Annotated in this window: 13 protein-coding genes; all 13 read left to right on the forward strand. The window is 62.2% G+C overall.

Translation table 11 applies throughout. From position 1 onward, the window contains the following. Nucleotides 1-229: 229 nt before the first annotated feature. Nucleotides 230-4,381, forward strand: a complete 4,152-nt coding sequence (rpoB, locus tag ACCQ12_RS04955) for a DNA-directed RNA polymerase subunit beta (protein WP_166743989.1) — start codon at nt 230-232, stop codon at nt 4,379-4,381. 154 nt (nt 4,382-4,535) lie between these two features. Beyond that, a complete protein-coding gene (gene rpoC, locus ACCQ12_RS04960; RefSeq protein ID WP_047695307.1) occupies nt 4,536-8,753 on the forward strand; it encodes a DNA-directed RNA polymerase subunit beta' in 4,218 nt (1,405 codons plus the stop codon). 220 nt (nt 8,754-8,973) lie between these two features. Beyond that, nucleotides 8,974-9,348, forward strand: coding sequence for a 30S ribosomal protein S12 (gene rpsL / locus ACCQ12_RS04965; RefSeq protein WP_003469157.1), 375 nt, complete (start codon nt 8,974-8,976; stop codon nt 9,346-9,348). A gap of 12 nt (nt 9,349-9,360) precedes the next feature. Continuing rightward, the gene (gene rpsG, locus ACCQ12_RS04970) at nt 9,361-9,828 is read left to right on the forward strand and encodes a 30S ribosomal protein S7 (RefSeq protein WP_011260032.1); all 468 of its coding nucleotides are present in this window, start codon (nt 9,361-9,363) and stop codon (nt 9,826-9,828) included. 137 nt (nt 9,829-9,965) lie between these two features. Then, complete coding sequence (gene fusA, locus ACCQ12_RS04975) at nt 9,966-12,083, forward strand: elongation factor G (RefSeq protein WP_039565346.1); 2,118 nt, start codon at nt 9,966-9,968, stop codon at nt 12,081-12,083. 46 nt (nt 12,084-12,129) lie between these two features. After that, a complete protein-coding gene (gene tuf, locus ACCQ12_RS04980; protein ID WP_166752379.1) occupies nt 12,130-13,320 on the forward strand; it encodes an elongation factor Tu in 1,191 nt (396 codons plus the stop codon). 460 nt (nt 13,321-13,780) lie between these two features. Then, nucleotides 13,781-14,092, forward strand: a complete 312-nt coding sequence (gene rpsJ, locus ACCQ12_RS04985; RefSeq protein WP_003486723.1) for a 30S ribosomal protein S10 — start codon at nt 13,781-13,783, stop codon at nt 14,090-14,092. A gap of 11 nt (nt 14,093-14,103) precedes the next feature. Next, nucleotides 14,104-14,754, forward strand: coding sequence for a 50S ribosomal protein L3 (gene rplC / locus ACCQ12_RS04990; RefSeq protein WP_011036123.1), 651 nt, complete (start codon nt 14,104-14,106; stop codon nt 14,752-14,754). A gap of 12 nt (nt 14,755-14,766) precedes the next feature. After that, entirely contained in the window at nt 14,767-15,372 is a 606-nt protein-coding gene (gene rplD, locus ACCQ12_RS04995) for a 50S ribosomal protein L4 (RefSeq protein WP_010371054.1), read from the forward strand. Next, a complete protein-coding gene (rplW, locus tag ACCQ12_RS05000; RefSeq protein ID WP_057661879.1) occupies nt 15,369-15,668 on the forward strand; it encodes a 50S ribosomal protein L23 in 300 nt (99 codons plus the stop codon). Before rplD ends, rplW begins: the two co-directional genes overlap by 4 nt. 10 nt (nt 15,669-15,678) lie before the next feature. Beyond that, the gene (rplB, locus tag ACCQ12_RS05005) at nt 15,679-16,506 is read left to right on the forward strand and encodes a 50S ribosomal protein L2 (RefSeq protein WP_003486715.1); all 828 of its coding nucleotides are present in this window, start codon (nt 15,679-15,681) and stop codon (nt 16,504-16,506) included. A gap of 6 nt (nt 16,507-16,512) precedes the next feature. Beyond that, nucleotides 16,513-16,782 carry a 30S ribosomal protein S19 gene (gene rpsS, locus ACCQ12_RS05010; protein WP_005917128.1) on the forward strand — a complete coding sequence of 90 codons (270 nt, stop codon included), beginning with the start codon at nt 16,513-16,515 and terminating at the stop codon, nt 16,780-16,782. Between the two features lie 12 nt (nt 16,783-16,794). After that, on the forward strand, nt 16,795-17,130 hold the full coding sequence (rplV, locus tag ACCQ12_RS05015; RefSeq protein ID WP_002811686.1) for a 50S ribosomal protein L22: 336 nt from the start codon (nt 16,795-16,797) through the stop codon (nt 17,128-17,130). Nucleotides 17,131-17,147 lie beyond the last annotated feature (17 nt).

The raw sequence follows: 17,147 nt of genomic DNA on the forward strand, positions 1-17,147 counted from the left end.
TTGGCCGTTTCGGACGTAAGTCGGAGTGAGGGTCGAAAAGTCGCAACTGCAAGGTGTGCGCTCTTACGATTCCCGAATCCCCATTCCCGATTCCGGCCTCACCGAGTTGGTAGTTGGAAGTAGCGGGAGAAGGCGTGCTGGTGCCGGCAATACCAGCGACTTCCAACTGACAATTTTGTTATTTCAGGGCCGCCGCGACGTGGCCCCCGCAGCCTAGGGTGAAGACCTCATGACGTCTTATTCGTTCACCGAAAAAAAGCGTATCCGCAAGGACTTCGGCAAGCAGCGCTCGATTCTCGAAGTGCCGTTCCTGCTTGCCATCCAGGTGGATTCCTATCGCGAATTCCTGCAGGAAGACGTGGAGCCGACCAAGCGCAAGGACCTCGGTCTGCATGCCGCTCTGAAGTCGGTGTTCCCGATCTCCAGCTACAGCGGTAACGCTGCGCTCGAGTACGTGGGCTACAAGTTGGGTCAGCCGGTGTTTGACGAGCGTGAATGCCGTCAGCGCGGCATGAGCTATGGCGCGCCGCTGCGCGTGACCGTGCGCCTGGTGATCTACGACCGCGAGTCGTCGACCAAGGCCATCAAGTACGTGAAGGAGCAGGAGGTCTATCTCGGCGAAATTCCGCTGATGACCGGCAACGGTACCTTCATCGTCAACGGCACCGAGCGCGTGATCGTCTCGCAGCTGCATCGCTCGCCGGGCGTGTTCTTCGACCACGACCGTGGCAAGACTCACAGCTCGGGCAAGCTGCTGTACAGCGCCCGCATCATCCCGTACCGCGGCTCCTGGCTGGACTTCGAGTTCGACCCGAAGGATGCGCTGTTCACCCGTATCGACCGTCGCCGCAAGCTGCCGGTGTCGATCCTGCTACGTGCGCTTGGCTACAGCAACGAAGAGATGCTGGCCGAGTTCTTCGAGATCAACACCTTCCACATCAATCCGGACGAAGGCGTGCAGCTGGAGCTGGTGCCGGAGCGCCTGCGTGGTGAAACGCTGAACTTCGATCTGGCCGATGGCGACAAGGTCATCGTGGAAGCGGGCAAGCGCATCACTGCGCGTCACGTCAAGCAGCTGGAAGCCGCCGGCGTTGCCGCGCTGGCTGTGCCGGACGACTACCTGGTCGGCCGCATCCTGTCGCACGACGTGGTCGATGGTTCCACCGGTGAGCTGCTGGCCAACGCCAACGACGAAATCAGCGAAGACCAGCTGGCGGCGTTCCGCAAGGCCGGCGTCGACGCGGTCGGCACCCTGTGGGTGAACGATCTGGATCGTGGCCCGTACCTGTCCAACACCTTGCGCATCGATCCGACCAAGACGCAGCTGGAAGCGCTGGTGGAAATCTACCGCATGATGCGTCCGGGCGAGCCGCCGACCAAGGAGGCTGCGCAGAACCTGTTCCACAACCTGTTCTTCACCTTCGAGCGCTACGACCTGTCGACGGTCGGCCGCATGAAGTTCAACCGCCGCGTCGGCCGCAAGGACGTGCTGGGCGAATCGGTGCTGTACGACAAGAAGTACTTCGCCGAGCGCAACGACGAAGAATCCAAGCGCCTGGTCGCCGAGCACACCGATACTTCCGACATCCTGGAAGTGATCAAGGTGCTCACCGAAATCCGCAACGGTCGCGGCGTGGTCGATGACATCGATCACCTGGGTAACCGTCGTGTGCGTTCGGTCGGCGAAATGGCCGAGAACGTGTTCCGCGTGGGCCTGGTCCGCGTCGAGCGCGCGGTCAAGGAGCGGTTGTCGATGGCCGAGTCCGAAGGCCTGACCCCGCAGGAACTGATCAACGCCAAGCCGGTGGCTGCCGCAATCAAGGAATTCTTCGGTTCCTCGCAGCTGTCGCAGTTCATGGATCAGAACAACCCGCTGTCGGAAGTGACGCACAAGCGTCGCGTCTCCGCACTGGGCCCGGGCGGTCTGACCCGCGAACGCGCAGGCTTCGAAGTGCGCGACGTGCATCCGACCCACTACGGCCGCGTCTGCACCATCGAAACGCCGGAAGGCCCGAACATCGGCCTGATCAACTCGCTGGCGGTGTTCGCCCGCACCAACCAGTACGGCTTCCTCGAGACGCCGTACCGTAAGGTGCTGGACGGCAAGGTCTCCGACGACGTCGAATACCTCTCGGCGATCGAAGAAAACGAGTACGTGATCGCCCAGGCGAACGCGCTGACCGATGCCAAGAACATGCTCACCGAGCAGTTCGTGCCGTGCCGGTTCCAGGGCGAATCGCTGTTGAAGCCGCCGTCCGAAGTGCACTTCATGGACGTCTCGCCGATGCAGACCGTCTCGGTCGCTGCGGCGCTGGTGCCGTTCCTGGAACACGACGACGCCAACCGCGCACTGATGGGCGCCAACATGCAGCGCCAGGCCGTGCCGACGCTGCGTTCGCAGAAGCCGCTGGTTGGTACCGGTATCGAGCGTGCAGTTGCGCGCGACTCGGGCGTGACCGTGAATGCGTTGCGTGGTGGCGTGATCGAGCAGATCGACGCGGCCCGCATCGTGGTCAAGGTCAACGAGGCAGAAATCGGCGGCGGCACCGATGCCGGCGTGGATATCTACAACCTGATCAAGTACACCCGCTCCAACCAGAACACCTGCATCAACCAGCGTCCGCTGGTGAACGTGGGCGACGTGATCGCGCGCGGCGACGTGCTGGCCGACGGCCCGTCCACCGACATCGGTGAACTGGCGCTGGGTCAGAACATGCTGATCGCCTTCATGCCGTGGAACGGCTACAACTTCGAAGACTCCATCCTGCTCTCCGAGCGCGTGGTGGAAGAAGATCGTTACACCACGATCCACATCGAAGAGCTGACCTGCGTTGCACGCGACACCAAGCTGGGGCCGGAGGAAATTTCCGCCGATATCCCGAACGTGTCCGAGCAGGCGTTGAACCGCCTGGACGAGAGCGGCGTGGTGTACATCGGTGCAGAAGTGCGCGCCGGCGACATCATGGTCGGCAAGGTCACGCCGAAGGGCGAAAGCCAGCTGACCCCGGAAGAAAAACTGCTGCGTGCGATCTTCGGCGAGAAGGCGTCCGACGTGAAGGACAGCTCGCTGCGCGTGCCTCCGGGCATGGACGGCACCGTCATCGACGTGCAGGTCTTCACCCGCGACGGCATCGAGAAGGACAAGCGTGCGCGTCAGATCGAAGAGTCCGAAATCAAGCGCGTCAAGAAGGACTTCGACGACCAGTTCCGCATCCTGGAAGCGGCCATCTACGCACGTCTGCGCTCGCAGATCGTGGGTAAGGTCGCCAACGGCGGCGCGAACCTGAAGAAGGGCGACAACGTCACCGACGCATATCTGGACGGGCTGAAGAAGTCCGATTGGTTCCAGCTGCGCATGAAGGACGAAGACGCTGCCGACGCCATCGAACGCGCACAGAAGCAGATCCAGGCGCACGAGAAGGAATTCGAAGCACGTTTTGCCGACAAGCGCGGCAAGATCACCCAGGGCGATGACCTCGCACCGGGCGTGCTGAAGATGGTCAAGGTGTTCCTGGCCGTGAAGCGCCGCATCCAGCCGGGCGACAAGATGGCGGGCCGCCACGGCAACAAGGGTGTGGTTTCCAATGTCGTGCCGGTGGAAGACATGCCGTACATGGCGACCGGCGAGCCGGTGGACATCGTGCTGAACCCGCTCGGCGTGCCGTCGCGTATGAACATCGGCCAGATTCTGGAAGTGCATCTGGGTTGGGCCGCCAAGGGCCTGGGTCGCAAGATCCAGCGCATGCTGGAAGCACAGGCGGCGGTGAGCGAGCTGCGCAAGTTCCTCAACGACATCTACAACCACGACGGCGCGATCAGTGCCGAGCGCGTGGACCTGTCGCAGTTCAGTGATGAGGAATTGCTCAACCTGGGCAAGAACCTGATCGACGGCGTGCCGATGGCCACCCCGGTGTTCGATGGCGCCAGCGAAGCCGAGATCAAGCGCATGCTGGAACTGGCCGACCTGCCGCAGAGCGGTCAGACCCAGCTGTACGACGGTCGCACCGGCGAGGCGTTCGATCGCAAGACCACGGTTGGCTACATGCACTACCTGAAGTTGAACCACTTGGTCGACGACAAGATGCATGCACGTTCGACCGGCCCGTACTCGCTCGTGACCCAGCAGCCGCTGGGCGGCAAGGCGCAGTTCGGTGGCCAGCGCTTCGGTGAGATGGAAGTCTGGGCGCTGGAAGCCTACGGCGCGGCCTACACCCTGCAGGAAATGCTGACGGTGAAGTCCGACGACGTGCAGGGCCGCAACCAGATGTACAAGAACATCGTCGATGGTGAGCACGAGATGGTCGCGGGCATGCCGGAATCCTTCAACGTGTTGGTGAAGGAAATCCGCTCGCTGGCGATCAACATGGAACTGGAAGAGTGATGAACCGGGACTCGGGACCCGGGACCGGGGACACGGAAAAGCAGGGGCTTCGCGCTTCTCGTTTTTCCGGGTCCCGGGCCCCGGGTCCCGGTCCCGAGATCACGCGTTTCCCGCCCATCTCAGATACGAAATTCCTCCGACCCGGAGATATCAAATGAAAGACCTGCTCAACCTCTTCAATCAGCAGCGCCAGACGCTGGATTTCGACGCGATCAAGATCGCGCTGGCGTCGCCGGACCTGATCCGTTCGTGGTCCTACGGCGAAGTGAAGAAGCCCGAAACCATCAACTACCGGACCTTCAAGCCCGAGCGTGACGGCCTGTTCTGCGCCGCCATCTTCGGACCGATCAAGGACTATGAGTGCCTGTGCGGCAAGTACAAGCGCATGAAGCACCGCGGCGTGGTCTGCGAAAAGTGCGGCACCGAAGTCACCCTGGCCAAGGTGCGTCGCGAGCGCATGGGCCACATCGACCTGGCCTCGCCGGTCGCGCACATCTGGTTCCTCAAGTCGCTGCCCTCGCGCATCGGCCTGATGCTGGACATGACCCTGCGTGACATCGAGCGCGTGCTGTACTTCGAAGCCTATGTCGTCACCGAGCCGGGCCTGACCCCGCTCGAGCGCCGCCAGCTGCTGACCGAAGAGCAGTACCTGACCGCACGCCAGGAGTACAACGACGACTTCGACGCCGCCATGGGCGCCGAGGCGGTGTACGAGCTGCTGCGCACGATCGACCTGCAGTCGGAAATGACCCGCCTGCGCGAAGAGATCGCCAGCACCGGTTCGGAAACCAAGCTCAAGCGTCTCACCAAGCGCATCAAGCTGATCGAAGCCTTCCTGGAATCGGGTAACCGTCCGGAGTGGATGGTCATGACCGTGCTGCCGGTGCTGCCGCCGGACCTGCGTCCGCTGGTGCCGCTGGATGGTGGCCGCTTCGCGACTTCGGATCTGAACGATCTGTACCGCCGCGTGATCAACCGCAACAACCGTCTGCGTCGCCTGCTCGAGCTCAATGCGCCCGACATCATCGTGCGCAATGAAAAGCGCATGCTGCAGGAATCGGTCGATGCGTTGCTGGACAACGGCCGTCGCGGCCGTGCCATCACCGGCACCAACAAGCGCCCGCTGAAGTCGCTGGCCGACATGATCAAGGGCAAGCAGGGCCGGTTCCGTCAGAACCTGCTCGGCAAGCGCGTGGACTACTCCGGCCGTTCGGTCATCACCGTCGGTCCGTACCTCAAGTTGCACCAGTGCGGCCTGCCGAAGAAGATGGCGCTGGAGCTGTTCAAGCCGTTCGTGTTCGCCAAGCTGCAGCGTCGTGGCCTGGCCACCACCATCAAGGCCGCCAAGAAGCTGGTCGAGCGCGAAGAAGCCGAAGTCTGGGACATCCTGGAAGAGGTCATCCGCGAGCATCCGGTGCTGTTGAACCGTGCGCCGACCCTGCACCGTCTGGGCATCCAGGCGTTCGAGCCGGTGTTGATCGAAGGCAAGGCCATCCAGCTGCATCCGCTGGTGTGTACTGCGTTCAACGCCGACTTCGACGGTGACCAGATGGCCGTCCACGTGCCGCTCTCGCTGGAAGCCCAGCTGGAAGCGCGTGCGCTGATGATGTCCACCAACAACATCCTGTCGCCGGCCAACGGCGAGCCGATCATCGTGCCGTCGCAGGACGTGGTGTTGGGCCTGTACTACATGAGCCGCGCCCTTGAGAACAAGAAGGGCGAAGGCATGGTGTTTGCGAACACCAGCGAAGTGAAGCGCGCTTACGACAACCGCGTGGTGGAACTGCACGCCAAGGTCAAGGTCCGCATCACCCAGGTGGACGTGGACGCGGTGGACGGCAAGCGCACCAGCGGCACCTCGATCGTGGATACCACTGTCGGTCGCGCGCTGCTGAGCGAAATCCTGCCCGAAGGCCTGCCGTTCCAGCTGGCCAACACCGAGATGACCAAGAAGAACATCTCGCGTCTGATCAACTCCAGCTACCGTCTGCTGGGCTTGAAGGACACCGTCGTGTTCGCCGACAAGCTGATGTACACCGGCTATGCCTACGCCACCCGTGCAGGCGTGTCGATCGGCATCGACGACATGCTGATCCCGGACGAGAAGAAGGGCATCCTCACCGAGGCAGAAGCCGAAGTGCTGGAAATCCAGGAGCAGTACCAGTCGGGTCTGGTTACCGCCGGCGAGCGCTACAACAAGGTCGTGGACATCTGGTCGCGTACCAGCGAGCGCATCGCCAAGGCGATGATGGACACGATCGGTACCGAAAAGGTCGAAAACGCCAAGGGTGAGACCATCGACCAGAAGTCGATGAACTCGCTGTACATCATGGCCGACTCCGGTGCCCGTGGTAGCCAGGCGCAGATCCGTCAGCTGGCCGGTATGCGCGGCCTGATGGCGCGTCCGGACGGCTCGATCATCGAGACGCCCATCAAGGCGAACTTCCGCGAAGGTCTGAACGTGCAGGAGTACTTCAACTCCACCCACGGCGCACGTAAGGGTCTGGCCGATACCGCGCTGAAGACCGCGAACTCGGGTTACCTGACCCGTCGTCTGGTCGACGTGGCGCAGGACGTGGTGATCACCGAAGTCGATTGCGGCACCACCGAAGGGTTGATCATGACCCCGATCGTGGAAGGCGGCGACGTGGTGGAGCCGTTGAAGGAGCGCGTGCTGGGTCGTGTGGTGGCCGAGGACGTGTACCTGCCGGGCAACGATGAAGAGCCGATCGTCACCCGCAACACGCTGCTCGACGAAGCCTGGGTTGCCAAGCTCGAAGACGCCAGCGTGCAGTCGGTGAAGGTGCGTTCGACCATCAGCTGCGAATCCTCGTTCGGCGTGTGCGCACGTTGCTACGGTCGCGATCTCGCACGCGGTCACCAGGTCAACATCGGTGAAGCGGTCGGCGTCATCGCCGCCCAGTCGATCGGTGAGCCGGGTACCCAGCTGACCATGCGTACGTTCCACATCGGTGGTGCGGCGTCGCGTGCGGCGGCCGTGGACAACATCACGGTCAAGACCACCGGTTCGATCAAGTTCAACAACTTGAAGTCGGTCGAGCATGCCAATGGTTCGCTGGTCGCGGTGTCGCGTTCGGGCGAGCTGTCGGTGCTCGACGGCCACGGTCGCGAGCGCGAGCGTTACAAGCTGCCGTACGGCGCCACCATCACTGCCAAGGACGGTGACGCAGTGAAGGCCGGGCAGGGCGTGGCCAACTGGGATCCGCATAACCACCCGATCGTGTCGGAAGTGGCCGGTTTCATCCGCTTCATCGACTTCGTCGACGGCGTCACCGTCATCGAGAAGACCGACGAGCTGACCGGTCTGGCCTCGCGCGAAATCACCGACCCGAAGCGTCGCGGTGCACAGGCCAAGGAACTGCGCCCGATCGTGCGCATCGTCGACGGCAAGGGCAACGACCTGACCATCCCGAACACGGATCTGCCAGCCCAGTACCTGCTGCCGCCGCGCTCCATCGTCAACCTGCAGGACGGCGCTGCCGTCGGCGTGGGCGACGTGGTGGCGAAGATTCCGCAGGAAGCGTCCAAGACCCGCGACATCACCGGTGGTCTGCCGCGCGTTGCCGACTTGTTCGAGGCACGCAAGCCGAAGGATCCGGCGATCCTGGCCGAGCGTTCGGGCATCATCAGCTTCGGTAAGGACACCAAGGGCAAGCAGCGCCTGATCATCAAGGACACCGATGGTTCGGAACACGAGGAGCTGATCCCGAAGTACCGCCAGATCATCGTGTTCGAAGGCGAGCACGTGACCAAGGGCGAAACCGTGGTGGACGGCGAGCCGAGCCCACAGGACATCCTGCGTCTGCTGGGCGTCGAGCCGCTGGCCGCGTACCTGGTCAAGGAAATCCAGGACGTGTACCGCCTGCAGGGCGTGAAGATCAACGACAAGCACATCGAAGTGATCACCCGCCAGATGTTGCGCAAGGTCGAAATCGTCGACCAGGGCAACAGCAAGTTCCTCAACGGCGAGCAGGTCGAGCGCCAGCGCGTCATCGAGGAAAATGCACGTCTGACCACGCGCAACGAACTGCCGGCCAAGTACGATCCGGTGTTGCTGGGTATCACCAAGGCCTCGCTGGCCACCGAGTCGTTCATCTCGGCGGCGTCGTTCCAGGAGACCACCCGCGTGTTGACCGAGGCGGCCGTTCGCGGTACCCGCGACAACCTGCGCGGTCTGAAGGAAAACGTGATCGTGGGTCGTCTGATTCCGGCCGGTACCGGTCTGGCGTATCACGCCAGCCGTCGCAAGGCGTCGGGTCTGACCGACTCTGAAATGGAAACGCTGTCGGGCAAGCCCGCAGTGGCCGAACCGGTCGCAGCCGTGGCCGACGCTGGCGCGGACGAGGAGTAAGCGCTCCGACGGCGGTCGCAAGGCCGCCGTAAGCCAAGCGAAAAGGAGGGCAGGAGGCCCTCCGTTTTCCGGTCCTGGAAGGATCAGCAGGGTTAGGTTTCCGTGAAGTTGACGGAGTTTTGCCCTGCCAGCTATACTTCTCTGTCTCGGTGGGCCGTTTCACGGCCTGCCTTCGTTTTCATGCAAGGCCGTTTCGGCCTCCAATCAGAAGAATCGACTGATGGCAACGATCAATCAGCTGGTCCGCAAGCCCCGGCAAGCGACCACCTACAAGAGTGCCTCACCGGCACTGGACAAGTGTCCGCAGCGCCGCGGCGTCTGCACACGCGTCTACACCACTACCCCGAAGAAGCCGAACTCGGCCCTGCGTAAGGTCGCCAAAGTGCGTCTGACGAACCAGGAAGAGGTCATCAGCTACATCGGTGGTGAAGGCCACAACCTGCAGGAGCACTCCGTGGTCCTGATTCGCGGTGGTCGCGTCAAGGATCTTCCCGGTGTGCGTTATCACACCGTCCGTGGTTCGCTGGACGCCGCCGGCGTCGCAAAGCGCCGTCAAGGTCGTTCCAAGTACGGCGCCAAGCGCCCGAAGAGCTAAGGAAATACTCTAATGTCCCGTAAAGGTTCTACTCCGCAGCGCACCGTCCTGCCTGATCCCAAGCATGGCAGCGAAACCATTGCCCGCTTCATCAACATGGTGATGCAAAGTGGCAAGAAGTCGGTTGCTGAGAAAATTGTCTATGGCGCAATGGACGTCATTGGCGAAAAGAATCCGAATGCCATCGAGCTGGTGCAGAAAGCACTGGACAACGTGGCCCCGGCTGTCGAAGTCAAATCGCGTCGCGTCGGTGGTGCTACCTATCAGGTGCCCGTCGAAGTGCGCTCCTCCCGTCGCATGGCGCTGGCAATGCGCTGGTTGATCGACTCCGCGCGCAAGCGTGGTGAGAACACCATGCCGCGTAAGCTGGCTGCCGAACTGCTGGACGCTGCGGAAAGCCGTGGCGGCGCGATCAAGAAGCGCGAAGAGACCCACCGTATGGCGGAAGCGAACAAGGCGTTCGCACACTACCGCTGGTGACCTCGGGGGCCTTGGTAACGGGGCCCTTCAGCACCATATGAGTGCTGTTTGCGACGCCTCTGGCGTCGCTACCAATCCGAAGGCCGCCGAAAGGCGGCGTTCGGCCATCCGAAATCCAAGAAATTGAGAGGCTCCCCGTGGCCCGCACCACCCCTATCGAGCGTTACCGCAACTTCGGCATCATGGCCCACATCGATGCCGGCAAAACCACCACCTCCGAACGCATCCTGTTCTACACCGGTGTGAGTCACAAGATCGGCGAAGTCCATGACGGCGCGGCAGTGATGGACTGGATGGAGCAGGAGCAGGAGCGTGGTATCACCATCACCTCCGCGGCAACCACTGCGTTCTGGTCGGGCATGGACAAGTCCATGCAGCAGCACCGCTTCAACATCATCGACACCCCCGGGCACGTCGACTTCACCATCGAAGTGGAGCGCTCCTTGCGCGTGCTCGACGGTGCGGTGTTCGTGCTGTGTGCGGTCGGTGGCGTGCAGCCGCAGTCCGAGACCGTGTGGCGTCAGGCCAACAAGTATTCCGTGCCGCGCATGGCCTTCGTCAACAAGATGGACCGTACCGGTGCCAACTTCGACAAGGTTGTGGAGCAGCTGAAGGCCCGTCTGGGTGCGTACGCTGTGCCGATGCAGGTGCCGATCGGCGCCGAAGACGGCTTTGAAGGCGTGGTCGACCTGCTCAAGATGAAGGCGATCCACTGGGATTCCGCATCGCAGGGCACCACCTTCGAATACCGCGACATCCCGGCCGATCTGGTCGATGTGGCGACCGAGGCGCGTTCGTTCATGATCGAGGCGGCTGCAGAAGCCAGCGAAGATCTGATGGACAAGTACCTCAACGAAGGCGACCTGACCGAAGAAGAGATCCTGCAGGGTCTGCGCGAGCGCACCCTGAAGGTCGAGATCGTGCCGGTGTTCTGTGGTTCGGCGTTCAAGAACAAGGGCGTGCAGGCGATGCTCGACGGCGTCGTGCACCTGCTGCCGTCGCCGGCCGACCGTCCGCCAGTGCAGGGCATCGACGAGGACGAGAAGGAAGACACGCGCGCTGCGAGCGATACCGCGCCGTTCTCGGCGTTGGCGTTCAAGATCATGACCGACCCGTTCGTGGGCTCGCTCACGTTCTTCCGCGTCTACTCGGGCACGCTGAATTCCGGTGACCAGGTCTATAACCCGGTCAAGTCGAAGAAAGAGCGTGTGGGCCGCATCCTGCAGATGCACTCCAACAATCGCGAAGAGATCAAGGAAGTGCGCGCTGGCGACATCGCCGCTGCCGTGGGTCTGAAGGACGTCACCACCGGCGACACCCTGTGTGCGCAGGACAAGATCATCACCCTGGAGCGCATGGTGTTCCCGGAGCCGGTGATCTCGATGGCCGTCGAGCCGAAGACCAAGTCGGACCAGGAAAAGATGGGTATGGCCCTGGGCCGTCTGGCGCAGGAAGATCCCTCGTTCCGCGTCAAGACCGACGAAGAATCCGGCCAGACCATCATCTCGGGCATGGGTGAGTTGCACCTGGACATCATCGTCGACCGTATGCGTCGCGAGTTCAATGTCGAGGCCAACGTCGGCAAGCCGCAGGTGGCCTACCGCGAGACGATCCGCAAGTCCGACGTCAAGTCCGACTACAAGCACGCCAAGCAGTCCGGTGGTAAGGGTCAGTACGGTCACGTGGTGATCGAGCTGTCGCCGATGACCGAGGAAGATCGCAAGAGCGACAACGTCAAGGACGATTTCCTCTTCATCAACGACATCACCGGCGGCATCATTCCGAAGGAATTCATCCCCTCGGTTGAGAAGGGTCTGCGCGAAACGATCACCAGTGGTCCGATCGCCGGCTTCCCGGTGGTGGGCGTGAAGGTCAAGCTGGTGTTCGGCTCGTACCACGACGTCGACTCCTCGGAAATGGCGTTCAAGCTGGCCGCGTCGATGGCGTTCAAGCAGGGCTTTGCGAAAGCCAGCCCGGTGTTGCTGGAGCCGATCATGAAGGTCGAGATCGTCAGCCCGGAGGATTACCTGGGTGACGTGATGGGCGACGTGAGCCGCCGCCGTGGCGTGTTGCAGGGTCAGGACGACAGCCCGTCGGGCAAGATCATCAACGCGATGATTCCGCTGGGTGAAATGTTCGGTTATGCGACCTCGCTGCGCTCCATGAGCCAGGGCCGTGCGACGTTCTCGATGGAATTCGACCACTACGAAGAGGCACCGGCCAACATCGCCGACGCCGTCACCAAGAAGGGCTGAGTTCGCTCAGCCGCTTCAAAAATTTTTCAATTAGAGGTAGTAAGTCATGGCAAAAGCTAAATTCGAGCGCACCAAGCCGCACGTGAACGTCGGCACCATCGGTCACGTCGACCATGGCAAGACCACGTTGACCGCCGCGCTGACCAAGATCGGTGCAGAGCGTTTCGGTGGCGAGTTCAAGGCGTATGACGCGATCGACGCAGCGCCGGAAGAAAAGGCGCGCGGCATCACGATTTCGACCGCGCACGTCGAATACGAATCCCCGACCCGCCACTACGCACACGTTGACTGCCCCGGCCACGCCGACTACGTCAAGAACATGATCACCGGTGCGGCGCAGATGGACGGCGCGATCCTGGTGTGTTCGGCCGCGGACGGCCCGATGCCGCAGACCCGTGAGCACATCCTGCTCTCGCGTCAGGTCGGTGTGCCGCACATCGTCGTGTTCCTGAACAAGGCCGACATGGTCGACGACGCCGAGCTGCTCGAGCTGGTCGAAATGGAAGTGCGCGAGCTGCTCAGCAAGTACGACTTCCCGGGCGACGACACCCCGATCATCCACGGTTCGGCCCGTCTGGCGCTGGACGGTGATCAGAGCGAGATCGGTGTGCCGGCCATCCTGAAGCTGGTCGACGCCCTGGACAGCTTCATTCCGGAGCCGACCCGTGACGTCGACCGTCCGTTCCTGATGCCGGTCGAAGACGTGTTCTCGATCTCCGGCCGCGGCACCGTGGTGACCGGTCGTATCGAGCGCGGCATCATCAAGGTGGGCGACGAAATCGAAATCGTCGGCATCCGCGACACGCAGAAGACCACGGTCACCGGCGTGGAAATGTTCCGCAAGCTGCTGGACCAGGGCCAGGCAGGCGACAACGCCGGTCTGCTGCTGCGCGGCACCAAGCGTGACGACGTAGAGCGTGGCCAGGTGCTGTGCAAGCCGGGTTCGATCAAGCCGCACACCGAGTTCGAAGCCGAAGTCTACGTGCTGTCCAAGGACGAGGGTGGCCGTCACACCCCGTTCTTCAAGGGCTACCGTCCGCAGTTCTACTTCCGCACCACCGACATCACTGGCGCGTGCCAGCTGCCGGAAGGCGTGGAGATGGTGATGCCGGGCGACAACGTCAAGATGGTCGTGACCCTGATCAACCCGGTCGCGATGGACGAAGGTCTGCGCTTTGCAATCCGTGAAGGTGGCCGCACCGTCGGCGCCGGCGTGGTTGCCAAGGTCATCAAGTAAGCAGTGCCTGCAGTCGGCGGCGTTTGCCGCTGGCGTAGCACGGAAGGGTCGGCGCAAGCCGGCCCTTTTTATTGCCCCTCGGCCTGGATTGATCTACCGGCATCCGGCCGCAGGTTCTGCGCTTGCGCGCTGAAATTTACGTCGCTATAATGCGCGGCTCGGTGTCCCTGGGTAGGGCGCTGGGTTACAGCGAAAAGAACGGCAGGATGCCGCTCGTGTTCGCCAGACCGGGAAGGTCGTGTTGCATGGAGCACTCAACAACTCATCCGTTGTTGACCGTGCTCTAGCTGCGCATTATACTTTTCCGTCTGGGCAGGCCGGTTTACCGGGCTGCCTCAGTTTTTGGGCGGAGGAAAGCCCTCGTCGGCAGGAAGTACGACGATTTCACCAACGCAGGAATATCGGGGCAGGTATCCCAGAGGCCTTGCCCGTCGCTCTTTTAACGAAGGAAGCTTCCGTCATGTCGGAACAAAAGATCCGGATTCGGTTGAAGGCGTTCGATCATCGTTTGATCGACCGTTCGGCCAGCGAGATCGTCGAAACGGCCAAGCGGACCGGCGCGCAAGTGCGTGGCCCGATCCCGCTGCCGACCAAGATCGAACGTTACACCATCCTCGTATCCCCGCATGCCGACAAGGATGCGCGTGACCAATACGAAACCCGCACGCACAAGCGTGTGCTCGATATCGTCGACCCCAACGACAAGACCGTGGACGCGCTGATGAAGCTCGAACTCGCGGCTGGCGTCGACGTCCAGATCAAGCTCACCTGAGGACTACGACCATGACGAAGAAATATTCGTTGGGCTTCGTGGGCCGCAAGGCTGGTATGAGCCGCGTCTTCACTGAAGACGGCCGCTCGGTACCGGTCACGCTGATCGAAGCAACTCCGAACCGCATCGCGCAGATCAAGACCGTAGAAGTAGACGGATACAGCGCCGTGCAGATTACCGTTGGCGCGCGTCGCGCCGCACTGGTCAACAAGCCGGCCGCCGGTCACTTCGCCAAGGCGAAGGTCGAAGCGGGTCGTGGCTTGTGGGAATTCCGCGTTGAAGACGCGCAGCTCGGCGATTTCGCCGTCGGCGGCGAAATCAAGGCGGACATCTTCGAGGTCGGCCAGAAGGTCGACGTCCAGGGCGTCACCAAGGGTAAGGGTTTCCAGGGCACCATCAAGCGCTACAACTTCCGTATGGGCGATGCAACCCACGGTAACTCGCTGTCGCATCGCGCGCCGGGTTCGTTGGGTCAGCGCCAGACCCCGGGTCGTGTTTTCCCGGGCAAGAAGATGTCGGGCCACATGGGCGCCGTGCAGCAAAGCACGCAGAACCTGGAAGTGGTCAAGGTCGACGTCGAGCGTGGTCTGATTGCTATCCGCGGCGCCGTGCCTGGCGCAGCTGGTGGCGACGTGATCGTCCGTCCGGCGAGCAAGGCATAAGGAGAGATGACGATGGAACTCGTTATCACGGGTAGCAACAACAAGGTCTCGGTCTCCGATGCCGTGTTCGGTCGCGAATTCAGCGAGGATCTGGTTCACCAGGTCGTCGTCGCTTATCGCAACGCCGGTCGCGCTGGTACCAAGGCACAGAAGACGCGTTCGGAAGTTGCGGGCACGACCAAGAAGTCGAAGAAGCAGAAGGGCGGCGGCGCGCGTCATGGCGCACTGACGGCTCCGATCTTCGTCGGCGGCGGCGTGACCTTTGCGGCCAAGCCGCGCAGCTTCGAGCAGAAGGTCAACCGCAAGATGTACCGCGCGGCCATCTGCGCGATCTTCTCCGAGTTGAACCGCCAGGGTCGTCTGATGATCGTCGACGCGTTCGACCTCGAAGCGACCAAGACCAAGGGTCTGATCGAGAAGCTGAAGGGACTGGATGTGGGCAAGCGCCCGCTGATCGTCACCGAAGAAGCCTCCGAGCACCTGTATCTGTCCGCCCGCAATCTGCCGTATGTGCAGGTGCGTGACGTGCAGGGTCTGGATCCGGTCGCACTGGTCGGGGCCGATACGGTCGTGATCACCGCCGATGCGGTCAAGAAGGTCGAGGAGTGGCTGGCATGAGCAGCAACGAAAAAATCTTCAGCGTGCTGCGTGCTCCGCGAGTCTCCGAAAAGACCGCGCGCCTGCAGGAAATCTCCAACCAGTATGTCTTCGAAGTTTCGAACGACGCCACCAAGGCCGATGTAAAGGCCGCGGTTGAGCAGCTGTTCGACGTCAAGGTCAAGGCAGTCAACGTGGTCAACGTCAAGGGCAAGAGCAAGTCCTTCCGTAACCGTGCTGGCAACCGTGGCAATTGGCGCAAGGCGTACGTCCGCCTGGTCGATGGTCAGTCCATCGACGTAACGGCCAAGGCCTGAGGTCCATCCCATGCCATTGATGAAGTTCAAACCCACCTCTCCCGGCCGTCGTTCCGCCGTGCGCGTGGTTACTCCCGATCTGCACAAGGGCGCACCGCACGCGGCGCTGCTCGACTCGCAGAGCAAGTCCGGTGGTCGTAACCACCACGGCCGCATCACCGTGCGTCACGTCGGTGGTGGCCACAAGCAGCACTACCGCATCATCGACTTCAAGCGCAACAAGGAAGGCATTCCGGCGCGTGTGGAGCGGATCGAATACGATCCGAACCGTACCGCTCACATCGCCCTGCTGTGCTACGTCGACGGCGAGCGTCGCTACATCATCGCCCCGAAGGGCCTGAAGGCTGGCGACCAGGTCATTGCCGGTGCCAATGCACCGATCAAGACCGGCAACACGCTGCCGCTGCGCAACATCCCGGTCGGTACGACGGTTCACGGTATCGAGCTGAAGCCGGGTAAGGGCGCTCAGATCGCACGTGCTGCCGGTGCAGCCGTCCAGCTGGTCGCTCGCGAAGGCATCTATGCCACGCTGCGTCTGCGCTCGGGCGAAATGCGCAAGGTGCCGGTCGAGTGCCGCGCCACCATCGGCGAAGTCGGCAACGACGAGCACAACCTCGAGAAGCTGGGCAAGGCCGGCGCCAAGCGTTGGCGCGGTGTTCGCCCGACCGTTCGCGGTGCGGCCATGAACCCGGTCGATCACCCGCACGGTGGTGGTGAAGCGAAGGCTGGTCAGGGTAATCCGCATCCGGTCACCCCGTGGGGTGTTCCGACCAAGGGTTACAAGACGCGCAAGAACAAGCGCACCCAGCAGTTCATCGTCCGCGATCGTAGGGGCTAATCGACCATGGCACGTTCACTTAAGAAGGGCCCGTTCGTCGATCACCACCTTGCAAAGAAGGTGGAGTCCGCTGCGGGTAGCAAGAAGCCGATCAAGACCTGGTCGCGCCGTTCGATGATCCTGCCTGAAATGGTAGGCATCACCATCGCCGTGCATAACGGCAAGAACCACATTCCGGTGCTCGTCAACGAGAATATGGTCGGCCACAAGCTCGGCGAATTTGCCGTCACCCGGACCTTCAAGGGTCACGGTGGCGACAAGAAGTCGGGCAGGTAAGGAGAGATGACGATGGAAGCGAAAGCAATCCTGCGCACCGCGCGCATCTCCCCGCAGAAGGCCCGTCTGGTCGCTGACCAGGTGCGTGGTTTGTCCGCCGAACGTGCGGTCAATCTGCTGAAGTTCTCGGACAAGAAGGCTGCGCACCTGATCAAAAAGGTGGTGGAGTCGGCGATCGCCAATGCCGAGAACAATCAGGGCGCGGATGTCGACGAGCTGAAGGTCAAGACCATCATGGTTGATGAAGGTCCCTCCCTGAAGCGTTTCATGGCGCGGGCGAAAGGCCGCGGTACCCGCATCCTCAAGCGCACCAGTCACATCACTGTGATTGTCGGCGCCGCCAAGTAAGCGGAAAGGAAAAGACC

This window comes from Xanthomonas sp. NCPPB 1068 (genome assembly GCF_041479385.2).
In the GTDB taxonomy this organism is placed as follows: domain Bacteria; phylum Pseudomonadota; class Gammaproteobacteria; order Xanthomonadales; family Xanthomonadaceae; genus Xanthomonas; species Xanthomonas cannabis.

What these genes read in the sequence shown, in the direction of transcription:
- rpoB (WP_166743989.1), top strand. Translation starts at nt 230, where the DNA reads ATGACGTCTTATTCGTTCACCGAAAAAAAGCGTATCCGCAAGGACTTC.
- rpoC (WP_047695307.1), top strand. Translation starts at nt 4,536, where the DNA reads ATGAAAGACCTGCTCAACCTCTTCAATCAGCAGCGCCAGACGCTGGAT.
- rpsL (WP_003469157.1), top strand. Translation starts at nt 8,974, where the DNA reads ATGGCAACGATCAATCAGCTGGTCCGCAAGCCCCGGCAAGCGACCACC.
- rpsG (WP_011260032.1), top strand. Translation starts at nt 9,361, where the DNA reads ATGTCCCGTAAAGGTTCTACTCCGCAGCGCACCGTCCTGCCTGATCCC.
- tuf (WP_166752379.1), top strand. Translation starts at nt 12,130, where the DNA reads ATGGCAAAAGCTAAATTCGAGCGCACCAAGCCGCACGTGAACGTCGGC.
- rpsJ (WP_003486723.1), top strand. Translation starts at nt 13,781, where the DNA reads ATGTCGGAACAAAAGATCCGGATTCGGTTGAAGGCGTTCGATCATCGT.
- rplC (WP_011036123.1), top strand. Translation starts at nt 14,104, where the DNA reads ATGACGAAGAAATATTCGTTGGGCTTCGTGGGCCGCAAGGCTGGTATG.
- rplD (WP_010371054.1), top strand. Translation starts at nt 14,767, where the DNA reads ATGGAACTCGTTATCACGGGTAGCAACAACAAGGTCTCGGTCTCCGAT.
- rplW (WP_057661879.1), top strand. Translation starts at nt 15,369, where the DNA reads ATGAGCAGCAACGAAAAAATCTTCAGCGTGCTGCGTGCTCCGCGAGTC.
- rplB (WP_003486715.1), top strand. Translation starts at nt 15,679, where the DNA reads ATGCCATTGATGAAGTTCAAACCCACCTCTCCCGGCCGTCGTTCCGCC.
- rpsS (WP_005917128.1), top strand. Translation starts at nt 16,513, where the DNA reads ATGGCACGTTCACTTAAGAAGGGCCCGTTCGTCGATCACCACCTTGCA.
- rplV (WP_002811686.1), top strand. Translation starts at nt 16,795, where the DNA reads ATGGAAGCGAAAGCAATCCTGCGCACCGCGCGCATCTCCCCGCAGAAG.